The sequence below is a fragment of the Pseudomonas sp. P4_C1 genome (assembly GCF_056402155.1).
Genome location: NZ_JBFUHY010000018.1, coordinates 1 through 26,066 on the forward strand (window position 1 = coordinate 1; position 26,066 = coordinate 26,066).

The 26,066-nt window shown below is 60.1% G+C and carries 25 protein-coding genes; 5 read left to right on the forward strand and 20 right to left on the reverse strand.

What is annotated here, in order from left to right; genetic code table 11:
* A partial coding sequence (locus AC1DU9_RS13530; protein ID WP_477810304.1) for a hypothetical protein occupies positions 1-306 on the forward strand: 306 nt, incomplete at its 5' end.
* Here AC1DU9_RS13530 and AC1DU9_RS13535 read toward each other — a convergent pair.
* From AC1DU9_RS13535 to AC1DU9_RS13580, 10 genes are all read right to left on the reverse strand, one after another.
* On the reverse strand, positions 288-2,381 hold the full coding sequence (locus AC1DU9_RS13535) for an LTA synthase family protein (protein ID WP_477810305.1): 2,094 nt from the start codon (positions 2,379-2,381) through the stop codon (positions 288-290). The two genes, AC1DU9_RS13530 and AC1DU9_RS13535, sit on opposite strands and share 19 nt — an antisense overlap.
* A gap of 336 nt (positions 2,382-2,717) precedes the next feature.
* The gene (locus AC1DU9_RS13540; RefSeq protein WP_223459536.1) at positions 2,718-3,323 is read right to left on the reverse strand and encodes an START domain-containing protein; all 606 of its coding nucleotides are present in this window, start codon (positions 3,321-3,323) and stop codon (positions 2,718-2,720) included.
* Positions 3,324-3,419: 96 nt separating this feature from the next.
* Positions 3,420-3,674, reverse strand: coding sequence for a YkgJ family cysteine cluster protein (locus AC1DU9_RS13545; protein WP_108215386.1), 255 nt, complete (start codon positions 3,672-3,674; stop codon positions 3,420-3,422).
* A gap of 166 nt (positions 3,675-3,840) precedes the next feature.
* Positions 3,841-4,320 carry a translation initiation factor 2 gene (locus AC1DU9_RS13550; RefSeq protein ID WP_223459797.1) on the reverse strand — a complete coding sequence of 160 codons (480 nt, stop codon included), beginning with the start codon at positions 4,318-4,320 and terminating at the stop codon, positions 3,841-3,843.
* A gap of 80 nt (positions 4,321-4,400) precedes the next feature.
* Positions 4,401-5,840 carry an aminotransferase-like domain-containing protein gene (locus AC1DU9_RS13555; protein WP_008050371.1) on the reverse strand — a complete coding sequence of 480 codons (1,440 nt, stop codon included), beginning with the start codon at positions 5,838-5,840 and terminating at the stop codon, positions 4,401-4,403.
* A gap of 201 nt (positions 5,841-6,041) precedes the next feature.
* Positions 6,042-6,854: an OmpA family protein gene (locus tag AC1DU9_RS13560; protein WP_223459538.1), complete on the reverse strand. Its 813-nt coding sequence runs from the start codon at positions 6,852-6,854 to the stop codon at positions 6,042-6,044.
* A complete protein-coding gene (locus AC1DU9_RS13565) occupies positions 6,851-7,207 on the reverse strand; it encodes a DUF4398 domain-containing protein (protein WP_223459540.1) in 357 nt (118 codons plus the stop codon). The genes AC1DU9_RS13560 and AC1DU9_RS13565 overlap by 4 nt, the downstream gene beginning before the upstream one ends.
* Before the next feature lie 9 nt (positions 7,208-7,216).
* The gene (locus tag AC1DU9_RS13570) at positions 7,217-8,065 is read right to left on the reverse strand and encodes a substrate-binding periplasmic protein (RefSeq protein ID WP_223459542.1); all 849 of its coding nucleotides are present in this window, start codon (positions 8,063-8,065) and stop codon (positions 7,217-7,219) included.
* A 197-nt stretch (positions 8,066-8,262) separates the two neighbouring features.
* A complete protein-coding gene (locus AC1DU9_RS13575; protein ID WP_056727194.1) occupies positions 8,263-9,192 on the reverse strand; it encodes an electron transfer flavoprotein subunit alpha/FixB family protein in 930 nt (309 codons plus the stop codon).
* Positions 9,193-9,942, reverse strand: a complete 750-nt coding sequence (locus tag AC1DU9_RS13580; RefSeq protein WP_223459544.1) for an electron transfer flavoprotein subunit beta/FixA family protein — start codon at positions 9,940-9,942, stop codon at positions 9,193-9,195.
* 547 nt (positions 9,943-10,489) lie between these two features.
* On the opposite strand from AC1DU9_RS13580, the gene AC1DU9_RS13585 reads away from it, so the two are divergent.
* Positions 10,490-12,154, forward strand: coding sequence for an electron transfer flavoprotein-ubiquinone oxidoreductase (locus AC1DU9_RS13585; protein ID WP_223459546.1), 1,665 nt, complete (start codon positions 10,490-10,492; stop codon positions 12,152-12,154).
* A gap of 182 nt (positions 12,155-12,336) precedes the next feature.
* Here the strand turns inward: AC1DU9_RS13585 and AC1DU9_RS13590 are convergent, their stop codons facing one another.
* A complete protein-coding gene (locus AC1DU9_RS13590) occupies positions 12,337-13,227 on the reverse strand; it encodes an AraC family transcriptional regulator (protein ID WP_457266335.1) in 891 nt (296 codons plus the stop codon).
* Between the two features lie 203 nt (positions 13,228-13,430).
* Between AC1DU9_RS13590 and AC1DU9_RS13595 the strand changes: the two genes are divergently transcribed.
* Complete coding sequence (locus AC1DU9_RS13595) at positions 13,431-14,483, forward strand: NAD(P)-dependent alcohol dehydrogenase (RefSeq protein ID WP_457266336.1); 1,053 nt, start codon at positions 13,431-13,433, stop codon at positions 14,481-14,483.
* A gap of 11 nt (positions 14,484-14,494) precedes the next feature.
* Here the strand turns inward: AC1DU9_RS13595 and AC1DU9_RS13600 are convergent, their stop codons facing one another.
* The 6 genes from AC1DU9_RS13600 to AC1DU9_RS13625 form a co-directional block, all read right to left on the reverse strand.
* Positions 14,495-15,298: an IclR family transcriptional regulator gene (locus AC1DU9_RS13600; RefSeq protein WP_223459552.1), complete on the reverse strand. Its 804-nt coding sequence runs from the start codon at positions 15,296-15,298 to the stop codon at positions 14,495-14,497.
* Between the two features lie 60 nt (positions 15,299-15,358).
* On the reverse strand, positions 15,359-16,669 hold the full coding sequence (locus tag AC1DU9_RS13605; RefSeq protein ID WP_477810306.1) for an MFS transporter: 1,311 nt from the start codon (positions 16,667-16,669) through the stop codon (positions 15,359-15,361).
* Positions 16,670-16,840: 171 nt separating this feature from the next.
* Positions 16,841-17,989 (reverse strand): galactonate dehydratase, encoded by a 1,149-nt coding sequence (gene dgoD, locus AC1DU9_RS13610; RefSeq protein WP_223459556.1) that lies wholly within the window; start codon positions 17,987-17,989, stop codon positions 16,841-16,843.
* A 48-nt stretch (positions 17,990-18,037) separates the two neighbouring features.
* Positions 18,038-18,658, reverse strand: a complete 621-nt coding sequence (locus tag AC1DU9_RS13615) for a 2-dehydro-3-deoxy-6-phosphogalactonate aldolase (RefSeq protein WP_477810307.1) — start codon at positions 18,656-18,658, stop codon at positions 18,038-18,040.
* 19 nt (positions 18,659-18,677) lie between these two features.
* Entirely contained in the window at positions 18,678-19,670 is a 993-nt protein-coding gene (locus AC1DU9_RS13620) for a 2-dehydro-3-deoxygalactonokinase (protein WP_477810308.1), read from the reverse strand.
* A gap of 147 nt (positions 19,671-19,817) precedes the next feature.
* Positions 19,818-20,300: a GNAT family N-acetyltransferase gene (locus AC1DU9_RS13625; RefSeq protein ID WP_057400335.1), complete on the reverse strand. Its 483-nt coding sequence runs from the start codon at positions 20,298-20,300 to the stop codon at positions 19,818-19,820.
* 240 nt (positions 20,301-20,540) lie between these two features.
* On the opposite strand from AC1DU9_RS13625, the gene AC1DU9_RS13630 reads away from it, so the two are divergent.
* Positions 20,541-21,746 carry an MFS transporter gene (locus AC1DU9_RS13630; protein WP_223459562.1) on the forward strand — a complete coding sequence of 402 codons (1,206 nt, stop codon included), beginning with the start codon at positions 20,541-20,543 and terminating at the stop codon, positions 21,744-21,746.
* 81 nt (positions 21,747-21,827) lie between these two features.
* Positions 21,828-22,157: a hypothetical protein gene (locus AC1DU9_RS13635; RefSeq protein WP_477810309.1), complete on the forward strand. Its 330-nt coding sequence runs from the start codon at positions 21,828-21,830 to the stop codon at positions 22,155-22,157.
* 214 nt (positions 22,158-22,371) lie between these two features.
* On the opposite strand, the gene araH is transcribed toward AC1DU9_RS13635, so the two are convergent.
* From araH to AC1DU9_RS13650, 3 genes are all read right to left on the reverse strand, one after another.
* Positions 22,372-23,340, reverse strand: coding sequence for an L-arabinose ABC transporter permease AraH (araH, locus tag AC1DU9_RS13640; RefSeq protein ID WP_223459566.1), 969 nt, complete (start codon positions 23,338-23,340; stop codon positions 22,372-22,374).
* A gap of 12 nt (positions 23,341-23,352) precedes the next feature.
* A complete protein-coding gene (gene araG, locus AC1DU9_RS13645; protein WP_477810310.1) occupies positions 23,353-24,891 on the reverse strand; it encodes an L-arabinose ABC transporter ATP-binding protein AraG in 1,539 nt (512 codons plus the stop codon).
* Positions 24,892-24,956: 65 nt separating this feature from the next.
* The gene (locus AC1DU9_RS13650) at positions 24,957-25,961 is read right to left on the reverse strand and encodes a substrate-binding domain-containing protein (RefSeq protein WP_477810311.1); all 1,005 of its coding nucleotides are present in this window, start codon (positions 25,959-25,961) and stop codon (positions 24,957-24,959) included.
* Positions 25,962-26,066 lie beyond the last annotated feature (105 nt).

Below are 26,066 nucleotides of genomic sequence, written 5' to 3' on the forward strand. Positions count from 1 at the left end.
TTCCCCGCACAACCGCCGGATTTACGCAGCCTGATCCTTGACCACAAGAGCTTCGCGATCTTTTGCTCGCTCGCCCTGATCGGCTTCGCCTTATATCCGGTTCTTGTCCATCGGCTCGCGGTTTCGATTCACGCTTCCTCCCCACACTCGGTCGCCCTCATGCAGTTGCGCTTCACTTCGTTCGCTGTGGTCAGCTTACGACGGGACTTTCACCCGCAAGATTGCGCCCATGCTGGGCGCACAAAAAAAGAGGCTCTAAAAGAGCCTCTTTTCTGTCGCGTCACAACTTACTGCGGCGTGCCGTGAACTACACCGGCAGTGTTGTCCAGCAGACTCTTGGTCGCGGTTTGCAGGAACGCTTCGAGCTTGAGCTTCAACTCAGCGGTACCCGGTGCATCCGCAATGATCTCGGCATGCGGCGTAGCGCCCATTTCGTACTGATACAACTTTGGCGCCATGTCCTTTTCCTTCGGCAGTACAAGGATCCGGTCGTCGCTGAGGATGGCCGTGGTCTGCTCGTTACCCGAAGGTTTGATCACACCAAAACCCTTATCGCCTTCAGGCAGGTTGAGCAGGTCGCGGCCCCAGCATTGCTGGCGAGTTTCGCCGCCCAGGCGGCCCATGATGGTCGGCACGACGTCGATCTGGGTGCCCACGGTGTGGTCACGCTGACCGAACTTTTCCTGGATGCCCGGCGCGATCATCAACATCGGCACGTTGAAGCGGCCCAGGTCCATTTCAGTGATTTGCTGTTCGTTGCCGAAACCGTGGTCACCGACGATGACGAACAGGGTTTCCTTGAAGTACGGCTCCTTGCGGGCCTTTTCAAAGAACTGGCCCAGCGCCCAGTCCGCGTAACGCATGGCGGTCAAGTGCTCGTTCAGGCTGCCGCGATTGGTCACCCGCTCGACCGGCAATGGCGTCGGCAAGGCGTAAGGCGTGTGGTTGGACAGGGTTTGCAGCAAGGCATAGAACGGTTTGCCGTTTTCCCGCGCCTTGAGCTCTTGCAGGCTGCGATCGAACATATCCTGGTCGGACACGCCCCATGTCGGGTCGGAGAACACCGGGTTAACGAAGTCGTTACGGCCGATGAAGTTGGTCATGCCCTGGTTGCTGAAGAAGCCCGACTGGTTATCCCAGGCGAAATCACCGTTGTAGACATACACGTCGTCATAGTGACGGGCACTGAGCAACTGCGGCAGGCCAGACAGCTTGTGGCTGCCTTCCGGGGTCTGCATCAGGTATTCGAAACCCGGCAGGTTCGGGAAGCAACCCATGGTGGCGAACATGCCCTGGTGGGTATGAGTACCGTTGGAGAAGAAGCGGTCGAACAGCAGGCCTTCCTTCGACAGCTTGTCGAGGTACGGCGTGATGTTGCCCGGCCCGCCCAAAGCCCCCACCGAGTGACCGGCCATGCTTTCCATCAGGATCACGACGACGTTCTTGATCGGCAGGGTCTTGTCGGTCGGCGGCGTGTAGTCACGACGTACGGCGGCCATGTCGGCGTCTACCAGTTTCTCGTCGGGCAGCACCAGCATGTCACGCACGACTTGCTGGGCTTGCCCTTGAGGCAGGGTGGCCTTCCAGATGTTGTCGCGTTCTTCGGACATCCGGCTTTTCGCTGCGGCAACCAGTTGCAGGGTGCCATTGAGGCCCAACTGGTTGGCGAAGTTCGAGTTGGTAGTGTAGACGTCACCCCAGCGCAATGGCGGGCCTTGACGCAGAGTGCCACGCGCGGCGACCACGCAAACCAGCAGGCACACCACGAATACCGCGATACGCGCGTACCAAGGCGCAACCTGGCGCGTGCCGATGCTGCCGCCACTGAACGGGCCACGGGGACGGGTCGCACGGTCGGCGCCCTTGAATGCCAGGCTCAGGATCCAGGTGCCCACGGCCCATGCCAACAGGTAACGGACCACCGGGAAACCGTACCAGAGCATGCTCATCACGGTTTTCGGATCTTCCTTGACGTACTGGAAGACCAGGCCGTTGAGACGCTGGTGGAACTCACGGTAGAAGTCCATCTCCATCAGGCCCAGGAACAGCGCAATGCTGGAGACGATCGTCAGCCACAGACGGAACAGCCCGCGTGCCGCCATGGCCCGGGCGCTGAACAATGCCAGCAGCAACGGAATGCTGAGATAGATCACCAGACGCAAGTCGAAACGCAGACCGTTGGCGAATGCCTCAAGGAAGGTCGAGGCCGGTGTGTCGAGGATCATCGAGCGGTTGTAAACCAGCAGCGCGACGCGCAGCAGGCTGAACATGACCATCATGACCAGGGCACACAACAGCGTGTAGGCCAGATGCGATTTGACGGTCGGTTGCAGCAGGCGACTAGAAGCTCGCTGCTGATTCAGGGCGTCCGGGATTGCCATGTCGTTTTAGGACCCATTGGAAGTTAAAGTTTCAAAAATACAGCTGCGCCTTGCCCTCTTTTCGGCCCGTACAAGGCCTGGGGTTTGCGCGGTGCGCAAATGTTGCACGATCAACGGCTGCATTGCCATTGATTACTACCCTCATCCCGACTGTTTCATCCTGCATTCAGGAATACGCAGCGTGCTGCGGGAGAGCCGGCGAATTGTCTTGGAGACGGGGTGAAAATTTCGTGCAACGCATATCCGGAAACAAATTAAAGCGCCCGCGTCCGTCAAAAACGCAAACGCCCCGAACCGGTCGGGGCGCTACGAAGTCACCTTGAAAGAACGACAGCGTTACTTCTCGGCGCGTTCCTTGAGGGCTTTCAAGGTATTGAACGGGGCATCCACCACAAACTTGTTGGCCACCAGCGACGGCACGCTGCCGCCGGGCTCGGTGTGCACCTGATAGGTCACTTCGACCTGGTCGCCCTTGGGCACGAACTTCCAGAAACCGGCGACCTTGGCGACCCGGACGAAGCCTTTTTCTTCAGGAATGTACTTCGGTACGCCTTCGAGCTTGCGGGTCAGGCTGCCATCGGCTCCTTCGAGGGTAGTGACGTGCAGCACCGAATCACGCGGAGTAACCGGCCACGGGGTGTTGAACTGAGTGTAGGTCCAGCTCTGGTCACCTTCGTGCTTGAGCAACTTCTGGGTTTTGCATTCGTGAATCCAGGCGCAGGCTCCGGACACGTCTTCCTGCAACGCGCGCAACTTGGCTATGGTGGTTTTCATCAGCGTGACGCCCTGGTAGGCCTTGTAGTCGGAGCCGGCCACTTCACTCAGGGAGATCTTGATGCCGTCTTCGTCTTTTTTGACTTTCCAGTCTTCGGCCCGGGCCGTCGAAGTAGCCAGCACAACCGTCAAACCACACAGCACAGCAATACGATGCAGCGAACCCATAGTCTTATTCCTTATTGTTGAAGTTCCGTACGTTGAGCTTGCACCTGCGATCACCTTCAGGTTTTTCGGAGGTGATCACAGGTGCAAGCCCACACATCACGCCGCCGTCATTTGCTCCCACCAGCCAATCAACCGGATCGCTTCTTCGCTGCTGCTTCCGCACACTTCGGGGTCGGCCTCGAAAGCAGAACACACCGCCGGCCGTTCCGGCTGGCCGAAAATATTGCACAGGTTATCGGAGGAAAGTTGCAGGCAACGCTCCCCTGCGGCTTTGCCGTTGGGCATTCCGGGAATCGGTGAACTGATGGAAGGGGCAATGCAACAAGCGCCACAGCCCTCACGGCATTTCATGACGACAAGCTCCTCGCGACGGGCAATGTGTAAAAGGACGGGGCACAGAGTACCTGCTAAAACAGTTGTTTTAAATTACCTGCGAGCGGGTTTTTCAATGCAAACGGGCATGACCGACCAGTCTCCGACAAAGCGTCTGGTCTGCGGCTCGCGGATCCGGACAGGATTACTGCTTGAACTCGAAGTCCAGTGCCGCGCCTTCGACCTCGCGACGCTCTTCATTGCGCAACTGCAGCTGCATTTCATTGGTGATCAGGCGGCCGTTGAGCTGGAACTGGCTGCTGCCGCTTTTGTCACCGAACATCTCGGGCAATAACGGTTCACGTCTGGTCAACGGTACCGTTCCTGCCGGCTTCAGTTCCTGGACCATATCCTTGGGCAAACTCAGGTCCAGCTTGGCGGATGGAAGTTCGGTCTTTACCACCTCGCTGGCCGATTTCGATTTGGAGGCGATGGGTGGACGCTTTTTCGCGGGCGTCGCCGTTTTTTGGACTGTCGAAGTTTTTTTTGCAGGTTCGGTTTTTATCGGTGCGACGTGGAAACTGCCGGTAGCCTGTTCCTGCTCGGTAGCGGCGACGGCGGATGCCGGCTGAATACTCGCAAACAGACAGAGCAATAGCCAGGCGGCAGGAAAAATCGGTTTCATGTATCCCACGGTGGGTGCAAGCGGCAGAGGCGCATATGCTCGCCTGTTGCAGCCCACAAGACAAGCGCGGTAGCAGCCTGTTACAAACCGCCTGCCATCTCCTGGCAGAGTTGCGTGGCCAGCATGCCCAGGGTCATCAATGCGCGCTCGGCTTCACGGTTCCACGGGATGCCGCAATTGAGGCGGATGCAGTGATTGAATTGCTCGGTATTACTGAAGATCAGTCCCGGCGCGATACTGATGCCCTGCTGCAATGCCCGCACGTGCAATTCTTGCGTGTTAACCCGCCCCGGCAGACTGACCCACAGAATGAAGCCGCCGGTAGGCCGGGTCATCTGCGTGCCTTCCGGAAAATACTGCTGCACAGCCAGCTGGAAGGCACTGAGGTTTTTCCGGTATTCCTGACGGATGAAGCGCAAATGCCGGTCGTACCCGCCATTTTCCAGGTAAGCGGCGATGCCCATCTGGGTCACGCTGCACGCGGAATGCGTGCTGAAGGTCTGCAAGCGCTGGATTTCCTGCTGATACTTGCCGGCAATCATCCAGCCGATCCGCACGCCAGGCGACAGGGTTTTAGAGAAGCTTGAGCAATAGATCACCCGGTCCAGCCGATCGTAGGCCTTGAGGGACTTGGTGCGCCCCTGTTCGAACATCAGCTCGCCGTAGATATCGTCTTCGACAATCTGGATATCGAAGTCCGACGCCAGGCGCAGCAATTGTTTCTGCCGCTCCTCCGGCATGGTGCCGCCCAATGGATTGCTCAGTCGCGTGGTCAGCACCAACGCCTTGATCGACCATTGGTTGGCCGCCAGTTGCAGGGCTTCCAGGCTCATGCCCGTGGCCGGATCGCTGGGGATCTCGATGACCTTGAGGCCCAACAGATCGGCCAGTTGCAGCAACCCGTAATAGGTCGGCGACTCGGCTGCAATCAGATCGCCCGGACGGGTCAGCACGCGCAAAGACATCTGCAGCGCATCGACGCAGCCGTGAGTGATCACCACTTCCGACGGATCGACCACCACGCCGGCATCGCGCATGCGGATCGCCACCTGACGGCGCAACGGCTCGAAACCAGGGCTGAACATGTAGCTGAAGGCCCGCGGGCTATGGAAACGGGTGACCTTGGCCAATTGCTGATGCAGTGCCCGCACCGGCAAATAGTCGACACTCGGCACCGCAGCGCCCAGCGGGAAGACACCTTCACGACGGGACTCGACCAGGACTTGCTGAATGATGCTGCTGCGGGTGACCAGGCCGGGGCGCTCGACCCGGGCGATGTCCGGCGTCGGTGCGGTGAGTGCCGGCGTCTGGTGCACGTAGTAACCCGACTGCGGCCGGGCGCGGATCAGCCCCTGATCCTCGAGATTGGCATATGCCTGCAACACCGTCGCATGGCTGACATTGAGCTGCGAGCTCATCTTGCGCACCGAAGGCACGCGCTCTCCCGGCTGATAGACCCCACGGCGGATGTCTTCGGCCAGTTGTTGAGCAATACGTTGATAGAGCAAAAGATTGGTCATGACGCAGCACTCGATTTCACGGGCATTTTATTCTTGTGTGAAACAATACCGGAACAGTTTAGAAGTGTACGGGGACAGTTGCCACAATAGTCGACCGTACAGTGCAGTGTCAGCAAAATCTGTACTGTTTTTTGCAGTAATCGGCGGACATAAAAAAACCCGGCGCTGCATGGCAGGCCGGGTTTTCCAGCGACGCAACCCTTAGCGGGCAGCGCCGAGCTGGCCCTTTTCGTCGGAAAACACAATTTCCACCCGACGGTTCTGCGCACGGCCCCGTTCCGACGCATTCGCGTCCACCGGATACTCGTCGCCATAACCCTCGACCTGGATGCGCTTGTCGTCGATGCCCAGGTCCATCAGCACGTCAGCCACCGATTGTGCGCGGTCGCGGGACAGCTTGAGGTTTTCCTGCTTGCCCCCGGTACTGTCCGTATAACCTTCGATCCGCACCACACGCTTGGGGTTGAGTTGCAGGAACTGCACGATCTTCAACACCACACGATTGGCCGACGGTTTCAATTCTGCTTCGCCGGTGTCGAACAGCATGTCGCCCAAGGTCATCACCAGACCGCGGTCGGTCTGGCTGGTCGTCAATGCCAGGATCTGCTCCTCGAGCCATTTGCCTTGCTGCTGCACGCTGAACAGTTTGGATTCACGCAGTGCCAGTTGCAGGCGCTGCCGCTCCAGTTCAAGCTTCGCCGCTTGCTCTTCATTGAGCGCCTGATTGGTGTGTTCCCGGGCAATGGCGCTATAGCGTTGGCTCAGGTAGGCGTAATGCACCACGTCCGAACCGCTGCCCCAATAACTGGACAGGCGATCGGCACGGGCCAGGGACTCACCGGCGCGAATCACGTCCTTGGGGGCGATTCGCAGCACATTGGAGTCTTCCTTGACCTTCTGAAAGTCGGCGCCGGCCTGCTGCAATGCAGTCTCGCTGTGCTGGCTGGCGCAACCAAAGAGGCTCGCACAGCCTGCCAGGATCAAACCGCCGAGGGCTTTGCTCTTGAGGCTCATTCGGCATCTCCCAGTTGCTTTTGCAGGCGGGCGATGCGGGTGTTAAGCACGTTCAACTGTTCCTCGCTCTTGGCCGTCAACACCTTGGCTTCAGCCAGGCGCGCATCGAGTTCGGCCTGTTCGGCCCGCATGCGTGCGTTTTTGAAGGATTGATCGGTCATGTTGCCCTTGGCGCGATTGAACTTGTCTTCGGCCAGTTTCATTTCCGGCACATCGTCGGCGGTGGCGCCCACGGCCTTGGCCTGTTCGAGCGCCTGTTCGGTCAGGCGAATCTGTTCATTCGGCGCAGGATCGGTTGCACAACCCGCCAGGGCGGCAAAGGCCACGGCAGCGAAAAGAGGTCGAATACTCACTGAAAATCCTTACTGTTTTGGGGTACTGACGGGTTGTTGCGGGGGGATTGGCTGTGGTTGTGAGCGTTGTGCCTTCCATCGCTCGATATTGCGTATCAGCACGGCCTCCGTCAGTCCGGACGCGGGCAATTCTGTCATCTTTTTGGCCAACTGTCCGCGCAACCACGGATCGTTGCACGCCGAGTCATGGGAAATCGCCAGGTACAGGCCTGGCTTGTCGACCGGTTGCGAGCGCGCGACCAGATCACTGGCCATGCCCAGTGTCTGTGCGGTCGCCATGCCCGAGTAACGTCCTGCCAGTACAAACTCGACCTCGCCCAACAATAGTTTCTGAAAGGCCTGGGTCAGGCTGGACGTGCGCGTGAGGGTTAGCTGCTGTCCGGCAAACGTGCTGAATTGCGCGGTCAATCGGGCCTTTTCCGACACGGCACCGGAATGGCCGTGCAGATCTTGTGCTTCGTTATAGATCAGCGTCGAGTCCTTGCGTGTCCAGACCAGATAGTCGTTTTCCAGCACGGGTGGATGGATGTAATCCAGGGATTCCAGCTCACTGACGGTCAACGTCGCGTCCGCCAGCATGTCCATGCGCCCGCTGCGCACTTCGTCCAGGGCCTGGGCACGTTTGCCGGCATAAAGCAGTTCGACCTTGAGCCCCAACTCCCCCGCCACTTGCTGCAGCAAATCGGCGCTGGCACCGATCAGGTATTTGGGATTCTGCGGGTCTTGCCACAGGTACGGCGGTGCGTCCGGGCTGCCGGTGACCACCAGGCGTTCGCATTTGCCGGCAGCATTGGACAGTGCTGGAAATGTCGTCAAACCCAGTAGTAATGACCAGCCACATACACGACGCAAATCCATGGCAACACACTCCCGTTGAGATCGTTTATATCCCTGTAGGAGCGAGCCTGCTCGCGATGGTTTCAAATGCACCGCTTGTATCCAGGATCCCCGCGTCATCGTTAACGTCCACCGCGCGCAGGCTCGCTCCTACAGGGGACAAAGCCAAAAAAAAGCCCGACCAAAAGGCCGGGCTCTTTATAAGTGAAGCAGCCGGATTAGACCAGCTTCTCCAACTCAGGGATGGCTTCGAACAGGTCTGCCACCAGGCCGTAATCGGCCACCTGGAAGATCGGCGCTTCTTCGTCCTTGTTGATCGCAACGATCACTTTGGAGTCTTTCATGCCGGCCAGGTGCTGGATCGCGCCGGAGATACCGACGGCGATGTACAGCTGTGGCGCAACGATCTTGCCGGTCTGACCGACCTGCATGTCGTTGGGTACGAAACCTGCATCGACCGCGGCGCGCGATGCTCCGACGGCAGCGCCCAGCTTGTCGGCCAGGGCGTACAGGTGTTTGAAGTTGTCACCGTTCTGCATGCCACGGCCGCCGGAAACGACGATCTTGGCAGCGGTCAGTTCCGGACGATCGGACTTGGCCAGTTCTTCGCCAACGAAGCTGGAGATGCCAGCGTCGTGGGCAGCAGCAACAGCTTCAACGGCAGCGGAGCCACCTTCAGCTGCAACCGGATCGAAACCGGTGGCACGCACGGTGATCACCTTGACCGCAGCGTTCGATTGAACGGTAGCGATGGCGTTACCGGCGTAGATCGGACGCTTGAAGGTGTCGGCGCTTTCTACCGAGATGATCTCGGAGATCTGGTCAACGTCCAGTGCAGCGGCAACGCGCGGCAGGATGTTTTTGCCGTTGGAAGTAGCGGCAGCCAGGATGTGGCTGTAGCCCTTGCCCAGCTCAGCTACCAGCGGAGCAACGTTTTCCGGCAGCTGGTGCGCGTAGGCAGCGTTATCGGCTACCAGCACTTTAGCCACGCCAGCCACTTTCGCAGCGGCTTCAGCCACGGCGCCAGCGCCCTGGCCTGCAACCAGAACGTGGATGTCGCCACCGATTTTGGCAGCGGCAGCAACGGTGTTCAGCGTGGCCGGGGCCAGCACTTTGTTGTCGTGTTCAGCAATAACCAAGATAGTCATTTAGATTACCTTCGCTTCGTTTTTCAGTTTCTCGACCAGTTCAGCCACCGACTTGACCTTGATACCCGCGCTGCGTGCAGCAGGCGCTTCGACTTTCAGGGTCTTGTTGGTGGAGGCGGTGGAAACGCCCAAAGCGTCCGGAGTCAGCACTTCGAGAGGCTTCTTCTTGGCTTTCATGATGTTTGGCAGAGACGCATAACGCGGCTCGTTCAAACGCAGGTCGGTGGTGACGATGGCCGGCAGTTTCAGGGAAACCGTCTGCGCGCCGCCGTCGATTTCACGGGTCACGGCTACGCTGTCGCCGTTGATTTCGACTTTCGAAGCGAACGTGCCCTGACCGTAGCCGCTCAATGCAGCGAGCATCTGGCCAGTCTGGTTGTTGTCGCTGTCGATGGCCTGTTTGCCAAGGATCACCAGCTGAGGCTGTTCCTTGTCGACAACGGCCTTCAGCAGCTTGGCAACGGCCAGGGAAGTCAGGTCTTCGGCGGACTCGACGAGGATGGCACGGTCGGCACCCAGAGCCAGCGCGGTGCGCAGTTGCTCTTGAGCGGTGGACGGGCCTACGGAGACGACGACGATTTCAGTCGCAACACCCTTCTCTTTCAGGCGTACGGCTTCTTCCACGGCGATCTCGCAGAACGGGTTCATCGACATCTTGACGTTGGCAAGATCGACGCCGGAATTGTCCGCCTTGACGCGAACCTTGACGTTGTAATCCACAACGCGTTTGACAGCTACAAGAACCTTCATGGATTCCTCGTTACTCTCCGGTGAAAAGAAAGTCGCCTAGGCGAACCTGGCGGTTGATGCTCATCGGGCGCAAGGGCACCTCCAAAAACGCCGGCAAAGCTGTCAAGTGACCATCGCTCATGATCTGGATGACCGTCCGTCAGTGGTGACTGATGAGTCATTCAACATCGCGGCGTGTAAACTGCGCATCAACCCCGCGCAGCGCATCACTCTCTACTGCCATCGCCCTGTCTTTAGAGGTGCTCTTGAAACCAACAGTCAGCCTACGGCGAGCGCAAAACCGCCCGTATCTTGACCGGAACACCTATTCCGGTCAATACGCCAAAATGGCCGTTCATAAGCCGGGTGACTTTGATTTCTCTGGCTTTGAGCCATTTCAAACAAACGTTTGTATTGGACGCTGAGAGTGGTGTAGATATAATGCGCCACCAAAGAGAAAGGTGGTTAATCGATTGTCCTCTCCCGGCGCTGCGCAGGGATTCACGGATGCGACACCCGACTTCCAAATTAGAAAAAAAACTGTTGAGCCTTGAGTAGGAGATAGCCTGTGGAACGCGAATACATGGAATTCGACGTGGTCATCGTCGGTGCCGGCCCCGCTGGTCTTTCCGCCGCCTGCCGCTTGAAGCAGAAGGCCGCCGAAGCCGGTAAGGAAATCAGCGTCTGCGTGGTCGAAAAAGGCTCCGAAGTCGGTGCTCACATTCTGTCCGGTGCCGTGTTCGAACCACGGGCCCTGAACGAACTGTTCCCGAACTGGAAAGAACTCGGCGCGCCGCTGAATACGCCAGTCACCCGCGATGACATCTTCGTTCTGAAAAACGCCGACAGCGCGCAGAAAATTCCAGACTTCTTTGTGCCCAAGACCATGCACAACGAAGGCAACTACATCATCTCCCTGGGCAACCTGTGCCGCTGGCTGGCCCAGCAGGCCGAGAACCTGGGCGTGGAAATCTACCCGGGCTTCGCCGCCCAGGAAGCGCTGTTCGACGAGAACGGCGTGGTTCGCGGGATCATCACCGGCGACCTGGGCGTTGACCGCGAAGGCAATCCGAAAGAAGGCCTGTACACCCCGGGCATGGAGCTGCGCGCCAAGTACACGCTGTTCGCCGAAGGTTGCCGCGGCCATATCGGCAAGCAGCTGATCAAGCGCTTCAACCTCGACAGCGAAGCCGATGCCCAGCATTACGGCATTGGCCTGAAGGAAATCTGGGAAATCGACCCGGCCAAGCACCAGCCAGGCCTGGTGGTCCACACTGCCGGTTGGCCGCTGGACATCATGAGCACCGAGAACACCGGCGGCTCGTTCCTCTACCACCTGGAAAACAACCAGGTGGTGGTCGGCCTGATCGTCGATCTTTCCTACAGCAACACCTTCCTGTCGCCGTTCGATGAGTTCCAGCGCCTCAAGCATCACCCGGTGCTCAAGCAATACCTGGAAGGCGGCAAGCGCATCAGCTACGGCGCGCGTGCATTGGCCAAGGGTGGCATCAACTCGCTGCCGAAAATGGTCTTCAAGGGCGGTGCACTGATCGGTTGCGATCTGGGCACCATGAACGTGGCCAAGATCAAAGGCAGCCACACCGCGATGAAGTCCGGCATGCTCGCAGCTGAATCCGTGGCCGAGGCACTGTTCGCTGAAAAAGACGGCACCGAAGAGCTGACCACTTACGTCGACGCCTTCAAGCAGAGCTGGCTCTATGACGAACTGTTCGCCAGCCGCAATTTCGGCCCGGCGATGCACAAGTTCGGCCCGATCATCGGTGCCGGTTTCAACTGGCTCGATCAGAACATCTTCGGCGGCAAACTGCCGTTCACCCTGCACGACACCAAGCCGGATTACGCTTGCCTGAAGCTCGCGGCCGACTGCAAGAAGATCGACTACCCGAAACCGGACGGCAAGATCAGCTTCGACAAACTGAGCTCGGTGTTCATCTCCGGTACCAACCACGAAGAAGAGCAGCCGTGCCATCTCAAGCTGGCCGACCCGAGCATCCCGATCAGCAAGAACCTGCCGCTGTACGATGAGCCGGCACAGCGTTACTGCCCGGCCGGCGTGTACGAAGTGATCACCAAGGAAGACGGCGAGAAGCGCTTCCAGATCAACGCCCAGAACTGCGTTCACTGCAAGACCTGTGACATCAAGGATCCTGCACAGAACATCACCTGGGTGACGCCGGAAGGCTCTGGCGGCCCGACTTACCCGAACATGTAAGCCGAACCGCGAACATCAAGGCTCCCGAAATGGGGGCCTTTTTGTTGCCTGCGATTTGAGCCACACCACAAAACCACTGTAGGAGCGAGCCTGCTCGCGATAGCGGTACATCAGAAAACATTGACGGCGGCTGACACTCCCTCATCGCGAGCAGGCTCGCTCCTACAGGGTTTATCGGTGGATCAGGCTGCGCGCTCATCACCCGGATTACGCTCGAAGTAGCGCTTGTACTCGCGACTGAACTGCGACGTGCTCTGATACCCCACCCGATGCGCCACCTGCGCCACGCCCAGCCCCTCGCCCAGCAACAACTGCTGCGCCTTGAGCAGACGCAATCGCTTCAGATACTGCACCGGCGACAACAAGGTGCTGCGCTTGAAATGCTCGTGAAAGGTCGACGCACTCATGTTCGCGCAACTGGCCAGGGTCTCGACGTTCAGCGGTTCGGCAAAATGCGCATGCAGATGACTGAGGGATGCCGCGATCCGGGCAAATTGCCCTTGCTGCTCAACCAACGCCCGCAATACATCGGCTTGTGGACCACGTAACGCGACGAACAGCAACTCGCGCAAGCGCGCTTGCCCCATGACCTGGCACTCCAGCGGATCGTGCAGGCAACGCAACAGCCGCTCGACACAACCGCGCATCGCATCATCGAGCACTGCCGAGGTCATGGACTCAGGTGTTTGCGCCGGAATATGCCGCCCTGGCGCCAGGCCCATCGCCAACACCAGTTCGCCCAGCATCACCCGGTCGATCGCGACAGAAACGCCCAGCATCGGCCCGTCCGGCGCGGCAAAGGTTTCACACTCGAATGGCACCGGCAGCGCCTGAATCAGATAGTGCCCCGCCCCGTATTCAAGGGTGCGCGGCCCCAGGTACGCCAGTTTGCTGCCCTGGGCGATGATCACCAGGCTCGGCTCGTAGATCTGCGGCCCACGGGCTACATCGCAACTGGCCCGCAGAACCTGCACGCCCGGCAACGCGGTCGGGACGAAACCGTTACGAGTGGACAGCGGCTCGATCAGCGAAACCAGGCTGGCATTGGCATCAAGATGACGGGTCAGCAGCATCGGGGCTCTTCACAAAAAAAGTCACAAAAAAAGTCACGGAAAAAGGGACGAAAGCATCATCGCAGATCCGCTGGCCAATGCGACGGCCCACACCCGCATGCCGGAGGAATAGGCATGACACCCGGAGGAATCGCCATGGTCGCTACCGGGTTCGGCGCCCAGAATGCGCCACCTCACCCGTCAGCGCTTTTGCGAGGTTCACCATGTACACCGCCATCGGATACGCCGCCCAGTCGGCCACCACTCCCCTCGCCCCCGTGAAATTCGAACGTCGCAGCCCAAGGCCTGACGACGTTGCCATCGAGATTCTCTACTGCGGCGTCTGCCATTCCGACATCCATCAGGCCCGCAACGAGTGGGGCATTGCTGTTTACCCGCTGATGCCTGGTCACGAAATCGTAGGCAAAGTGACCGCCGTCGGTGCGAATGTCACCCAACACAAAGTCGGCGATCTGGTCGGTGTTGGCTGCATGGTCGATTCGTGCCGCCATTGCGAAGCTTGCCAGGCCGACCTGGAGCAATACTGCCTCGAAGGCCCGACCATGACCTACGCCACCCCGGACCGCGTGGATGGCAGCAACACCATGGGTGGTTACTCCGACAGCATCGTGGTCAGCGAGCATTTCGTGGTGCGCATCCCGGAAAAACTGGCCCTGGCCAGCGCCGCGCCGATCCTGTGCGCCGGCATCACCACCTACTCACCGCTCAAGCACTACGGCGTGAAGGCCGGTGACAAGGTCGGGATTCTCGGCATGGGCGGCCTGGGCCACATGGGCATCAAGTTCGCCAAGGCCATGGGCGCCGAAGTGACGCTGTTCACCCGTTCGGCAAGCAAGGCCGAAGAGGCTCGCCGCCAGGGCGCGGACCATGTGATCGTGTCCACCGATGACGCGCAGATGCAGGCTGCCGCCGGTCACTTCGACTTCCTGCTCGACACCATTCCGGTGCAGCACGACCTCAACCCCTACCTCGACACCCTGCGTTTCGACGGTGTGCATATTCTGGTGGGGTTGATCGAACCCGTAGAGCCGCCAGTGCATGCGGCCAAACTGGTCTTGGGCCGCCGGGTATTGGCCGGCTCGCTGATCGGCGGCATCGCCGAAACCCAGGAAGTGCTGGATTTCTGCGCCGAACACAACATCACCTGCGACATCGAAATGCTCGACATCCGCCAGATCAACGAGGCTTACGCCCGCATGATTGCCGGTGACGTGAAGTACCGCTTCGTCATCGACATGGCGACATTGAAGCTCTAAACCTTCAAGGCTTAAACCTTCAAACCAAGCTCCGCCGACAGCCGGGCCGTGACCCCTTTGATCAGGGGAATCAGCTCGGCCATTTTTTCCAGCGGCATGTACGGCACGGTACTGGCGATGCTGATGCCGGCGACGATGCGTTTGCTGGCATCGCGGACCGGCGCAGCCACGCAACGGATCGACGGTTCGTTATCTTCCAGATCGAAGGCGTAACCGCCGGCCACGTACTCGACCATGCGCTGCTGAAACTGCTCCCAGGATTGCTCCGGGTGCTGCGGCCAGAATTGATTTTTCCCACCCACCGGCAGACTGACTTCGTACAGGCGCTGCCACTCTTGCGGTGAATCATCGAGCATCAGCGCCTTGCCGATCCCGGTGCGCGCCAACGGCATGCGATGACCGACCCGCGAACGCATTTCCGGGCCATTGCGCCCCGGATTCTTGTGTAGGTACAACACTTCGTCGCCTTCACGAATCGCCAGGTGAATGGTGTCGCCGGTCAATGCCGACAACTCGTCCAGATACGGCCCGGCCAGGGTCACCAGCGGCAACTCTTCACGGGCCTGGAACCCCAGTTCAATCAGTTTCGGCCCCAGCAGATAACCGACTTGCGGCACCACCCGCAGATAACGCTCGTCCACCAGGCAACTGGCCAGGCGATGGGTGGTGCTGCGCGTGGTGCCGATCAGCCGGGCGATTTCCTTGAGATCGCGGGCGCCACTGGCCACGGCCTGGACCACACCCAGACCGCGAAGCAGGGTCTGGGTGCCGGTCGGCGCGGCGTCCTTGGCGATTTTTGGGGCATCTTCCTGCATATCCAGCCTTTACCGTTGAGCAAGTGAACGGGCGGCATTATGGTCGCCCGCGTGCCACGACTACAACTTGATACGCTCGACCTTGCCCACCAGCAGGATGTAGGACAGTGCGCCGATCAACGCCAGCACCGAGATGTAGGTGATCGCCGGAGCAAAGGAATCACCCGTGGCGAGAAAGCCGATCACGATAGGCGTGGCAATCGCCGACAAGTTGCCGATGAAGTTGAACACCCCGCCGGTCAGCCCGAGCAGGCGCGCCGGGGCGAGCGTCGACACCAGCGACCAGGTGATCGAAGCCAGGCCGTTGCCGAAGAACGCCAGTGCCAGAAAGGCAATCACCAGCGGCGTCGACTCGACAAAGTTGGCGCCGATGATCGAGGTGGAGATCAGCAAACCGCTGATAATTGGCAATTTGCGGGCGAAACCCACCGTGTAACCGCGACGGATCAAGAAGTCCGAGAAGAACCCGGAACACAGCACGCCGATAAACGCGGCGAGAAACGGCAGCGACGCCAACAGACCGGACTTGATGAAGTCCATGCCGCGGTATTTCACCAGGTAGGTCGGGAACCAGGTCAGGAAGAACCACAGCGTCGAGTTGAGGCAGAACTGCCCAAGGTAGATGCCCCAGAGTTTGCGCTTGGTCAGGACGATGCCCAGGTCGGTCCAGCTGAATTTGGCTTTGACCTTGGCCTGTTCGGCCTGGATATCCACCAACCCGCCGCCCTCGCGGATCAGATCAATCTCTGCGTCATTGGCGCCTTTGAAATCCCGCGGCTCGCGATACACCGCGTACCAGATCACCGCCCACACAATGCCCACCACGCCGGTGGTGACGAACACCATGTGCCAGCCGAATTCGTGCTGAAGCCACGCCAGTACCGGCGTCAGGAAGGCCAGGCCGACGAATTGCCCGGAGGTGTAGAAACCGATGGCCGTGGCGCGCTCGCGCTCGGGGAACCAGGTGGTGACCACGCGGCTGTTGATCGGATAGGCCGGCGCTTCCAGGGCACCGACGGCCATGCGCAACACGAACAGCGCGATGAAGCTGCCGGCGAAGCCGAGCATCACTGTGGCCACCGACCACAGGAGCAAGGCGACGCTGTACAGAATCCGTGGCGGCACGCGATCCACCAGCCAGCCACCGGGGATTTGCATGGCGGCGTAGGTCCAGCCGAAGGCAGAGAAGATCAGGCCGACGTGGATCGGGTCGATGCCTAGGTCACTGGTCAGCGCCGGGGCGGCAATCGACAGGTTACTGCGGTCCAGGTAGTTGATCACCACCGTGATGAACAACAGCACCATGATGAAAAAACGCTTGCGGCTGGGCGTCACCAACGACGCCTGCCCGGTGAGGGTTTGCGGTTGCATGAGGGGTGCCTCTTCTTATGGTTATTGAGGTCGTTCTAAAGGCTGACGCAGACCCCTTGCAGGAGTGAGCCTGCTCGCGATAGCGGTGTGTCATTCACCATTGATGGCGACTGACACACCATCGCGAGCAGGCTCGCTCCTACAAGGGATTTGTGGTGGATCAGAGATCACTCACCACTCGGCAAAACTGCCATCGGCATGGCGCCAGATCGGGTTGCGCCAGCGGTGCCCGATGGCGGCGCGTTCGATCACGTATTCCTCGTTGATCTCGATGCCCAGGCCCGGGCCGTTCGGGATCTTCACGAAGCCTTGGTCGTAGTCGAACACCCGTGGGTCTTTGACGTAGTCGAGCAGGTCGTTGCTTTCGTTGTAATGGATGCCCAGGCTCTGCTCCTGAATGAACGCGTTGTAGCAAGCCGCGTCCAGTTGCAGGCAGGCTGCCAGGGCAATCGGGCCCAGCGGGCAATGCAGCGCCAGCGCCACGTCATAGGCTTCGGCCATGTTGGCGATCTTGCGGGTTTCGGTGATGCCACCGGCGTGGGACGCATCCGGCTGGATGATGTCGACGTAGCCTTCGCTGAGCACGCGCTTGAAATCCCAGCGCGAGAACAGCCGCTCACCCAAAGCGATCGGCGTACTGGTCAGCGGCGCGAGCTCTTTGAGCGCCTCGTAGTTTTCGCTGAGCACCGGTTCTTCGATGAACATCAGCTTGTACGCATCAAGCTCCTTCATCAGCACCTTGGCCATGGGCTTGTGCACCCGGCCATGGAAGTCGACGCCTATGCCGACGTTCGGGCCGACGGCATCGCGCACGGCAGCGACGTTGGCCAGGGCCTGATCGACTTTGTCGAAGGTGTCGAGGAATTGCAGTTCCTCGGTACCGTTCATTTTCACCGCGGTGAAACCACGCTCGACCGCTTCTTTCGCCGCCCGTGCGGTATCTGCCGGACGGTCGCCGCCGATCCACGAATACACACGAATCTTGTCCCGTACCTGACCGCCCAACAGGTCGCTGACCGACACGCCCAGCGCCTTGCCCTTGATGTCCCACAAGGCCTGGTCGATACCGGCCAGGGCGCTCATGTGGATCGCACCGCCACGGTAGAAGCCGCCGCGATAGAGCACAGTCCAGATGTCCTCGATGTTGCGCGGGTCTTTGCCGATCAGGTAGTCGGACAATTCTTCAACGGCAGCGGCAACGGTGTGGGCGCGACCTTCGACCACGGGCTCGCCCCAACCGGTGACGCCCTCGTCGGTTTCGACCTTGAGGAAGCACCAGCGTGGCGGAACGATGAAGGTGGTCAGTTTGGTGATTTTCATCTGTTTGTCTCTCTTGTTAGATGCAGCGCTCGCAGCGCCCAAAAAGTCTTATCGAAGGGCCTTCCACGCAGCGACATAGGCCTTGGCATTGGCCGCCACTTGTCCTGCCGTCATGCCCGGCTTGAACAGACCGGAGCCGAGGCCGAAGCCTTTGACGCCCGCGTCGATAAACACCTGCATGTTGTCCGGCGTGATGCCGCCGACCGGCACAAGAATGGTTCCGGCCGGCAACACCGCGAGCCAGGCTTTGACGACTGCCGGGCCCATCTGCTCGGCCGGGAACATCTTCAGCACATCCGCCCCTTCAGCCAGTGCCGCGAACGCTTCGGTCGGTGTAGCGACACCCGGCGACAGGTAAAGCCCCGCCGCTTTCGCCGCGCGCAAGACCTTCGGATCGCTGTGGGGCATGACGATCACCTGGCCGCCCGCGGCTTTCACTTGCTCGACCTGCTCCGGCGTCAACACCGTACCGGCGCCGATCAGGCAATCGGCGGGCAAGGTACTGCGCAGGATGCGGATACTTTCGTACGGCTCAGGGGAATTGAGCGGCACTTCGATGACGCGAAATCCGGCGGCATACAGGACTTCGCCAATGGCGGCGGCTTCCTGTGGACACAGGCCGCGCAGGATCGCGATCAGGCCGTTTTGCGCCAGCGCTTGTTTGAGCATGTCAGACCTCCAGGCAGGTTTAACGGGATGCGGTGGACGTGACCAGGCCGGCGGCGAGCGCCAGTTGCCACAATCCGCGTTCGGTGGCCTGTTCGGCCAGGGTTACCCGGGCAAAACCGCAGGCATCGAGCGCGCGACTGTAGCGGGCACAGAGTCGGGTAGTACCGATGAGGATGATCGACGGCAGATGCACGCTGTTGCGCCGACGCCGCTGGACATTGGCCAGGGCCGCCAACTCGTGGCCGATCAACAGGCCGGACAGGTAGTCCGCCTGGGCGGTGGCACTCAATTCGCCGGTCAGCCCGAGACTGCGGGCGCTGAACATCGTCGACAGCGGACCGGTTTCACCGTCCGCCGACAACGCGACCTGCACACCGCGATCAAACGCATCGCCATCGAACGACCCACCACGCTGTTGGGTGCGTCCGAGAATGCTGTGCTCGCTGAGCACGGCGAACACTTCGCCGGTCATGAAGGTATCGAAATGCACGATGCAGCCATCGGCCACTTCAACCCATTTCGAATGGCTGCCCGGCAGGCCGATCAGCAGGTCAGCGCCCACCTCACCCGTCAGGTTTTGCAGCACACCGAGCACCTGGGTTTCTTCGCCGCGCATCACGTTCGGCAAACGCGAACGCTCGATAACGCCGGGCACGATGTGCACATCGCCCCCGCGCAGGCTGCGCACGGTTTGCAGAGAAGTACCGAGAGTGGCGACGTTCGCCGGTGTATCGCGATAGGCCGCTTCGCGCCAGCCCTGGGCGCTGCCGACCATGCCGCAGGCAATCACCGGCAAATCCGGCTGGGCGTCGAGCCAGTCGCCGCAAGCCTCATCGAAGGCCAGTTCAAAGCCGTCGGCGCATTCCCGGCCGCCAATGATTCGCGGCGCTTTCGGCAGCTGCATGATCCCCGACGACAGCGAACGCTGTTCGAGGACCAAGCCACCTTCAGCCAGTTTGTAAGCACGTAATGAGGTTGTCCCCCAGTCGAGCGCGATCAATTGCGCCTGCATCGCTTCACCTGTTTTGGTTTTTGGCAGTGAGTGAGCAGGACTATAAACCTGTGCCGGGATAAATCTCAATATATAAATATCAATCCCATATTGTGAGACAATACAAAAAAAGATCGCAGACCGAAGGCTGCGATCTTTTAAAAGCGATCAGTTACCCGCAGCGAAATCCCGCAGCACCGCCCCGTCCATCCGATAGCGAACCCACTCCTCTTGCGGCTGCGCCCCCAAGGATTTGTAGAATTCGATGGCCGGGGTATTCCACTCCAGCACGCTCCACTCGAAACGGCCGCAGTCGTTGGCGCAGGCGATTTTCGCCAGATGCCGCAGCAGGGTCTTGCCCGCGCCTCCGCCGCGCTGTTGCGGGGTGATATAGAGATCTTCGAGGTACAGGCAATTGCTGCCAAGCCAGGTGGAATAGCTGAAGAAGAACACCGCGAAACCGATGGGTGCACCGTCGCGCAGGCAGATCAGGCCATGGGCGGTGGCGCCTTCGCTGAACAGGCTGCGTTCGATGTCGGCAACACTGGCGATGACTTCATGGCGGGCACGCTCGTAGTCGGCCAGTTCAGTGATGAACGCAAGGATTTGCGGTGCGTCACTGGGGGTCGCCGGGCGGATTTCGATCGTCATGGACGTGCCTTGTCAAAAGTGGAAAACGCCATACTAAGTCGGCGCGGTACTTGTGGCGAGGGGGCTTGCCTGTGGCGAGGGAGCAAGCTCCCTCGCCACAAAAGCTGATCCGCCACAAAGTGTCTGGAAGCTTTACTCCGGCCAACACTAACCCTGGCATCGATAACCTCGGACCTAACATTCGGGCACTGCGTGATTAGATAGCCGCGCTGCTCATTTATCCGGCCAAGGAACCGCGCCATGTCTACCGCAACACCTCCTGTCTCAAGCAAGTTGTTCGGCCTGTTTTGCCTCGCCAGTTACCTGTTGTCGCTGTCCTACGGTTCGACGTTTTTGCTGTCGTTGCTGATCGGTTCTCGCGGTGGCAACGAGCACGACGCCGGCAGTGTGATTTCAGCGGCGATGCTCAGCACTTTTGCGGCGGTGATTGTTTCCGGTCATTTGTCCGATTCGCTCGGTGCCGCCCGATCGGTGGCGCTGTTCGGTGTTTTGCTGGTAGCGGCCAGCCTGGGCTTCGCCCTGACCCCGGGCTTTGGCCATCTGCTGTTGTTTTTCGGCCTGCTGCTGGGACTGGGCTGGGGCGTGTTCTACACCCTCGGTCCGATCATCGTGGCAAGCCTGGTGACACCTGCACAGCGCGCCAAATACTTCGCCCTGCTGTCGGGCAGCATGATGACCGGGATTGGTAGTGGCCCGTTGCTCGGCCGCGCGGCGAGCGCCCTCGGTTATCCGGTGACTGCGGCGTTTTATCTGGCGGCACTGGCCAGCCTGATCGGTGTACTGCTGTTCTGGCGACTGGACCGGCAATTGAAACAGGCCCATATGCCATCGACCAGCGTGTCGCGGATTTCCTGGCGCGCAGCAGGTCAGGTGCTGTCGTCCAGAGCCGTTTTCCCGATCATCATGGTCGGTCTGGGAGGCTGCGTGTTCGGCGGTCTGTCGAGTTTTCAAACCAGTTATGCGGTGGCGCGTTCGCTCGACTATTCGCTGTTCTTCCTCGGCTTCATGAGCGCGGCGATCAGCGGCCGCATGCTGGTTGCCGGTTTCGTGGTCAAGCGCGATCCATTGCGTGCATCGTGCCTGCTTTCGGGGCTGATGCTGGCATCGATCGTGATGTTCGGTTTTGTAGTCGACAGCAGCTTCAGCTACGTGCTCGCGGCAGTGATGCTCGGGATCGGTTACGGCCTGACCTACTCGGTGATCAACGGCCTGGCCGCCAATGAAGCGCCGAACGGTACCACCGCGCAATCCTTGTTGCTGTTCAGCCTGTCGTACTTCATCGGCGTATTCGGCTTTCCTTTGCTGGCCGGAAAAATCATCGTCGAACAAGGCATGACCACGTTGTTGCTCACGGTGCTGGCGGTGGCTGCGCTCAACTGGCTGATCACCCTGGGCCGTTTGATCTGGCGTAGAGCCACAGCGGTCAGGACATTGGAACAGGCCTGAGCCGTTCGTCGCTAACAATGCACCCATCCGGATCGAGAGCGGACTAATCAGGTAAGGACTCTACCCGTTGGAGACAACACCATGATCCTGTCCAGGTTGATCGCCCTCGCCCTCGCCGCCCTGCTGTCTTCTGCCGCGTTCGCCGGGACCATCGGCTCGAGCACCGGCCCGACCAACCCGGTGGAAAAGCCCAGGGCACCGGCGATCCAGAGTGCTCCAGGCATGAACACCGATGGCACGACGATCGACAAAAACCTGCCGCCCTACACCGGCACCGACCCGCGGGCTCAAGGCAAAGATGCGGGACGTCAGGGTGGTATGAGTTTGCCAGGCAGCAAAACACCCAACAGTGGTGGACTTGGCTCGACCACCAGCGGTGACTCGGGTGATGAGGGCGCCGACAGCCAATAGTTGCTGTTTGGGGACAGCAACTCAGGCGGAGAATATCAGGGCCTCTTCGCGGGCAAGCCCGCTCCCACAGGGATTAGGGCACTGACAATATTTGTGCACGACACAAATCACTGTGGGAGCGGGCTTGCTCGCGATGAGGCCGGCACATCCAACATAAATGCTGGCTGACACTCCGCCATCGCGAGCAAGCTCGCTCCCACAGGTGTAATGGGTGTCAGCGCTGTTTCAGGCGGTCAATCACGACGGCCAGAAGCAGAATCGAACCCCGAATCACATACTGATAAAACGTATCGATGTTCTTCAGGTTCATCGCATTCTCGATAATCGCCAGAATCAGTACCCCGGCAATCACGTGCCGGATCATGCCGATCCCGCCACTCAACGAAACCCCGCCCAACACGCAGGCCGAGATCACCGTCAGCTCGAAACCCTGGCCGATCATCGGTTGGCCGGAGGTCATGCGCGACGCCAGGATTACCCCGGCCAAGGCACCGATCACGCCATGCACGGCAAAGATGATGATCTTGGTCCGGTCGACATTCACACCGGCCAGCAGCGCCGCTTCCTGGTTGCCGCCGATGGCCATGGTGTTGCGCCCGTAGGTGGTGTAGTTCAGCAGCCAGCCGAAGAACAGGAAACAGACGATGGTGATCAGGATCGGTACCGGCACGCCGAACAACTGGCCGTTACCGAAGACGAAGAACGACTCCTGGGACACCCCCACCGCTTTGCCATTGGCGAAGATGTAGGCCAGGCCGCGCACGATCTGCATGGTCGCCAGCGTGGTGATCAACGCGTTGACCCGCAGCTTGGCAATCACGATGCCGTTGATCAGCCCGACGATCAGCCCCATCACCAGCGCCGCACAGACTCCGAGAAACACGCTGTCGGTGTCGCGCATCACCACCGCCGCGACCACCCCGGCGCAGGCAATCACCGAGCCCACCGACAAGTCGAAATGCCCGGACGCCAGGCAATACAACATGGTGCACGCCGCGATCCCGGTGGTGGAAATCGCCAGGCCCAGGCCACGCATGTTCAGCGGTGAAAGGAAGTTGTCGATCAGCAAAGTGCAGGCGACAAAGATGCCGACGGCCGCCAGCAGCATCACCCAGTCATCGAGGAAGCGCCGCAGGTCCAGCGGTTTGCGGGTGGTTGGCAGGGTGTTGTCTTGGGTTGTCATCATAGTCACCTCTCAGTTCGCCACGCCGTCGGCGCGTTGGCGCGGCAAAGCCAGTTGCAGCAGGTTGGATTCGTTGGCCTGTTCGCGGCTCAGCTCGCCACGCAGGGCGCCTTCGCACAGCACCAGGATGCGGTCGGAAATGCCCATGACTTCCATCAAGTCGCTGGACACCACAATCACCGCGATCCCCTCGGCCGCCAGGTTATGGATGATCTGGTAGATCTCGGCCTTGGCACCGATGTCGATGCCGCGGGTGGGTTCGTCAAGCAGCAACACTTTCATCGGCATCGATAGCCAGCGGCCGAGAATGGCCTTCTGCTGATTACCGCCGGAAAGAAACTTGATCTGCTGCCCGGCATGGGGCGTTTTCACCTTGAGCGCCTTGATCTGCTGGTCGGCGTTGTCCTTCTCCCACAGGCCGCGCAACAAGCAGCCGAAGGTGGCATGGGCGCCGCGTGCGCTGATGTTGATGTTCTCGGCGACGCTGGCCAGCGGCAGGATGCCTTCCTTCTTGCGGTCCTCGGGGCACAACAGGATCCCGGCGGCAATCGCGTCCCGGGGTGAACGCAGCTTCAGCTCATGGCCACGAAGCTTCAGGTGTCCGGCGCTGTTGCGCGCCAGGCCGCTGAGAAGGCGCAACAGCTCGGTGCGACCGGCACCGACCAGCCCGAACAGCCCGAGGATTTCGCCCTTGTGCACCTCGAAACTCACCGGCTCACGCAACCCCGGCCCAAGCAAACCGTCGACCTTGAGCGCCACCGCGCCACGCTGACGGGGGCGGTAATCGTAGATGTCCTGAATGTCACGACCGACCATGCAGGTGACCAGTTGATCGTGGGTCAACTGGCCCATGTCCTCGAACGTGCGCACGTATCGCCCGTCCTTGAACACCGTCACAGCATCACAAATGCGAAACACCTCTTCCATGCGATGGGACACGTAGAGCACCACTTTGCCCTCGTCCCGCAGCCGGCCGATGATCGCCATCAAGCGCTCGATCTCCCGCGCCGAAAGGCTGCTGGTGGGTTCGTCGAAGGCAATCACGTGGGCGCCACGGGACAACGCCTTGGCGATTTCCACCAATTGCCGCTGGCCGAGGGACAGGCGCCCGACTTTCTCTTGCGGGTCGATTTCATCGGCCAGGCCCTTGAGACAGGCCAGTGCCTGCTGGCGCAGGGCACCGCGGTTGATCAGGCCGAAACTGGCCGGCAGATGCCCCAGAAACAGGTTCTCCGCCACGGTCATTTCCGGCACCAGATGCAGCTCCTGGTGGATCACCGCGACGCCACTGCCGATGCTGTCGGCGGTGGACTTGAAGTCCATCGCCCGCTCGCCGATCTGCAAGGCACCGCTGCTGGGCGTATAGGCCCCGCCGAGGATTTTCAGCAGCGTCGACTTGCCGGCACCGTTCTCGCCCATCAAGGCATGAACCTGCCCCGGATGGGCGACGAAACTGATGTTGTCCAGCGCCTTCACCCCGGGAAAGGTCTTGCCGATCCCGTTGAAGCGCAAGCTGCCGCTGTGTTGTTGTGTATTTGTTTGCGCGTGCATAACCCACCTCTTCAAACCGGTCAGGCAGCCCCGTCGCCGAGGCCGCCGCTGAAATCAAACGGCCGTCAGTTCCACAGGCCGATCTTTTCCAGTTCCTGCTTGAAGTTGTCGCGGGTGATCAGCGTCACGTCGTCCATGGCGGTGAATTTCGCCGGTTCAGTGCCGGTGGTAACCCACTCGTACATCATGCTCGCGGTGTTGTAGCCCTCGATGTGCGGGCTTGGCAGCATCGAGCCGTAGAAGCCGCTGTCGGGTTTCTTCAGCTCGCCGATGGCGTCGGTACCGTTGATACCGATGCCGATCACGTTGGCCGCAGCGAAACCCGCGCTCTCGGTGGCGCGCACGCCGCCGAGCACGGTGTTGTCGTTCATGCCGCCGATGATCAGGTTCTTCGCCGCACCCGGCAGTTTCACCAGGGCGGAGTTGGTGGCGTCCATGCTGCCCGGCACGTCGAGGGTCTTGAGGGCCGCGAACAGGATGTGGTCTTTCGGCATACCGGCGTCTTCGAGTGCCTTGACCGAGCCGTCGGTGCGCTTCCTGCCGGTGTCGAGTTCGTTGTAGGTGTTGATCACCGCATAGGTGTCTTTCCAGTCCCAGCCGCGCTTCTTCGCCTCGGTGGCCATGGCGTTGCCCTGCTTCTGGCCGACTTCGAACGCGGCCATGCCGAGGTACGGCACATCCTCCATGAACTTGCCGCTGGCATCGACGAAACGGTCATCGACGGCAATCACTTTCAGCCCGTTGAGTTTGGCCTTGGCCATGATCGCAGGTCCCAGGGACACGTCAGGCGGGCAGATCACAAAGCCTTTGGCGCCGTTGGCCGCGAGGCTGTCGATGGCGGAAAGGGTTTTCTCACCGTCCGGCACGGCGATCTTGATCAGGGTGAAGCCCTTCTCTTTCCCGGCCTTTTCGGCAAAGGCCCATTCAGTCTGGAACCAGGGTTCTTCCGCTTGCTTGACCAGGAAACCGATCTTCACTTGCTCGGCCGCCAGCAGCGTGCTGCTCAGGCTGACCGCCGAGACCGCCAACGCGGCACAGCACAGGGAACGGATAGCATGACGACGATTCATAAGCTGACTCCTTGTTATTGTTCTTGAGCGTTCTTTGAAAGCGTTATTTGTAAACCAATGGGCGGTAAAACCGCACTACCAATAGTCATATCGTATGATGATTGG

What these genes read in the sequence shown, in the direction of transcription:
- AC1DU9_RS13535 (WP_477810305.1), bottom strand. Translation starts at nt 2,381, where the DNA reads ATGGCAATCCCGGACGCCCTGAATCAGCAGCGAGCTTCTAGTCGCCTG.
- AC1DU9_RS13540 (WP_223459536.1), bottom strand. Translation starts at nt 3,323, where the DNA reads ATGGGTTCGCTGCATCGTATTGCTGTGCTGTGTGGTTTGACGGTTGTG.
- AC1DU9_RS13545 (WP_108215386.1), bottom strand. Translation starts at nt 3,674, where the DNA reads ATGAAATGCCGTGAGGGCTGTGGCGCTTGTTGCATTGCCCCTTCCATC.
- AC1DU9_RS13550 (WP_223459797.1), bottom strand. Translation starts at nt 4,320, where the DNA reads ATGAAACCGATTTTTCCTGCCGCCTGGCTATTGCTCTGTCTGTTTGCG.
- AC1DU9_RS13555 (WP_008050371.1), bottom strand. Translation starts at nt 5,840, where the DNA reads ATGACCAATCTTTTGCTCTATCAACGTATTGCTCAACAACTGGCCGAA.
- AC1DU9_RS13560 (WP_223459538.1), bottom strand. Translation starts at nt 6,854, where the DNA reads ATGAGCCTCAAGAGCAAAGCCCTCGGCGGTTTGATCCTGGCAGGCTGT.
- AC1DU9_RS13570 (WP_223459542.1), bottom strand. Translation starts at nt 8,065, where the DNA reads ATGGATTTGCGTCGTGTATGTGGCTGGTCATTACTACTGGGTTTGACG.
- AC1DU9_RS13575 (WP_056727194.1), bottom strand. Translation starts at nt 9,192, where the DNA reads ATGACTATCTTGGTTATTGCTGAACACGACAACAAAGTGCTGGCCCCG.
- AC1DU9_RS13580 (WP_223459544.1), bottom strand. Translation starts at nt 9,942, where the DNA reads ATGAAGGTTCTTGTAGCTGTCAAACGCGTTGTGGATTACAACGTCAAG.
- AC1DU9_RS13590 (WP_457266335.1), bottom strand. Translation starts at nt 13,227, where the DNA reads ATGCTGCTGACCCGTCATCTTGATGCCAATGCCAGCCTGGTTTCGCTG.
- AC1DU9_RS13595 (WP_457266336.1), top strand. Translation starts at nt 13,431, where the DNA reads ATGTACACCGCCATCGGATACGCCGCCCAGTCGGCCACCACTCCCCTC.
- AC1DU9_RS13600 (WP_223459552.1), bottom strand. Translation starts at nt 15,298, where the DNA reads ATGCAGGAAGATGCCCCAAAAATCGCCAAGGACGCCGCGCCGACCGGC.
- AC1DU9_RS13605 (WP_477810306.1), bottom strand. Translation starts at nt 16,669, where the DNA reads ATGCAACCGCAAACCCTCACCGGGCAGGCGTCGTTGGTGACGCCCAGC.
- dgoD (WP_223459556.1), bottom strand. Translation starts at nt 17,989, where the DNA reads ATGAAAATCACCAAACTGACCACCTTCATCGTTCCGCCACGCTGGTGC.
- AC1DU9_RS13615 (WP_477810307.1), bottom strand. Translation starts at nt 18,658, where the DNA reads ATGCTCAAACAAGCGCTGGCGCAAAACGGCCTGATCGCGATCCTGCGC.
- AC1DU9_RS13620 (WP_477810308.1), bottom strand. Translation starts at nt 19,670, where the DNA reads ATGCAGGCGCAATTGATCGCGCTCGACTGGGGGACAACCTCATTACGT.
- AC1DU9_RS13625 (WP_057400335.1), bottom strand. Translation starts at nt 20,300, where the DNA reads ATGACGATCGAAATCCGCCCGGCGACCCCCAGTGACGCACCGCAAATC.
- AC1DU9_RS13630 (WP_223459562.1), top strand. Translation starts at nt 20,541, where the DNA reads ATGTCTACCGCAACACCTCCTGTCTCAAGCAAGTTGTTCGGCCTGTTT.
- AC1DU9_RS13635 (WP_477810309.1), top strand. Translation starts at nt 21,828, where the DNA reads ATGATCCTGTCCAGGTTGATCGCCCTCGCCCTCGCCGCCCTGCTGTCT.
- araH (WP_223459566.1), bottom strand. Translation starts at nt 23,340, where the DNA reads ATGACAACCCAAGACAACACCCTGCCAACCACCCGCAAACCGCTGGAC.
- araG (WP_477810310.1), bottom strand. Translation starts at nt 24,891, where the DNA reads ATGCACGCGCAAACAAATACACAACAACACAGCGGCAGCTTGCGCTTC.
- AC1DU9_RS13650 (WP_477810311.1), bottom strand. Translation starts at nt 25,961, where the DNA reads ATGAATCGTCGTCATGCTATCCGTTCCCTGTGCTGTGCCGCGTTGGCG.